This is a genomic window from Subdoligranulum sp. APC924/74 (genome assembly GCF_003324125.1).
GTDB lineage: Bacteria > Bacillota > Clostridia > Oscillospirales > Ruminococcaceae > Gemmiger > Gemmiger qucibialis.
Genome location: NZ_PSQF01000191.1, coordinates 1 through 843, shown reverse-complemented (window position 1 = coordinate 843; position 843 = coordinate 1). Strand labels below are relative to the sequence as shown.

At 55.0% G+C, this 843-nt stretch carries 2 protein-coding genes; both read right to left on the bottom strand.

All coding sequences use genetic code 11. The features are described from left to right. Positions 1–365, bottom strand: a 365-nt coding sequence (locus C4885_RS16170; protein ID WP_158538942.1) for a MobA/MobL family protein, incomplete at its 3' end; no start/stop codon positions are given. A gap of 232 nt (positions 366–597) precedes the next feature. Then, a partial coding sequence (locus C4885_RS16165) for a DUF3847 domain-containing protein (RefSeq protein ID WP_114001306.1) occupies positions 598–843 on the bottom strand: 246 nt, incomplete at its 5' end.

Sequence of the window (843 nt, the reverse complement as noted above, 5' to 3'; positions counted from 1 at the left end):
CACATTCCTCTGGAAACAAATTGAGAGGAACAGTATTCCCGGACAAGCCGGATCTGTTCCTCTCTGGATAATTCTATGGGGAGCGCTGCGTCAATCTCTCTGGCAAGCTGGGCGTTCCCGGCTTTCTCGTAAAGCTCCACGCTGTTCCATAAGGTAGAACGGTCAGAGAAAGAGGGCGGGGCATGGGGCGGCAGTAGGATTTCTGTATGGACAACGCCGCCTTTGCGGGTGTAGTCATGGGTCATTCCGTCCCATTCGTTTGTCAGCTTTTCGCCGCTGCGGTAGGCAGCTGCGGCAACGGCTGATTTGCCTTTTCCTCGGCTCACAATGCCGATGTTCCAATGATAAATGGCTATGGGTATCACCTCCCGGATAGGATAATAAAACCCGCAAAAATGGTACAGACGCCAACGGCGGGTGTACTGTTTTTGTGGGTGTGCAGGGATAGCCGCAAAGCGGCGCAAGGGGTGCAGCCCCTTGTTGCGGCAAAGCCGCCAATCGGAGCGCGGGGAAAATTCCCTGTGCGGAGATAAGCCCTCGGCAGAGCGCACACGCCCGTAAGGGTGTATAAGTGCGCCCTTAGTTCCTAAGGGATTTTCAGCTTGTCGTTCCCTCGGCTCGTTTTTTCAGATATTCCCGCGCTGGTTCACTCGTCAAGGCAAGCCGGAGAAGCGCGGTAGCTTCCTCGTCGGTCATGCTCTTGGCTTCCGGCACAATGCTCTCAAAGACCGCTCCCCGGACGATAAGGCGGTGGCTGCGTGTTCTGCGTTCCTCTTTGGATAGCTTTTGACGCAACATCTTTTCCCGGTTCTCAAACTGCCGGATTTTCTTCTTTCCGTCCTC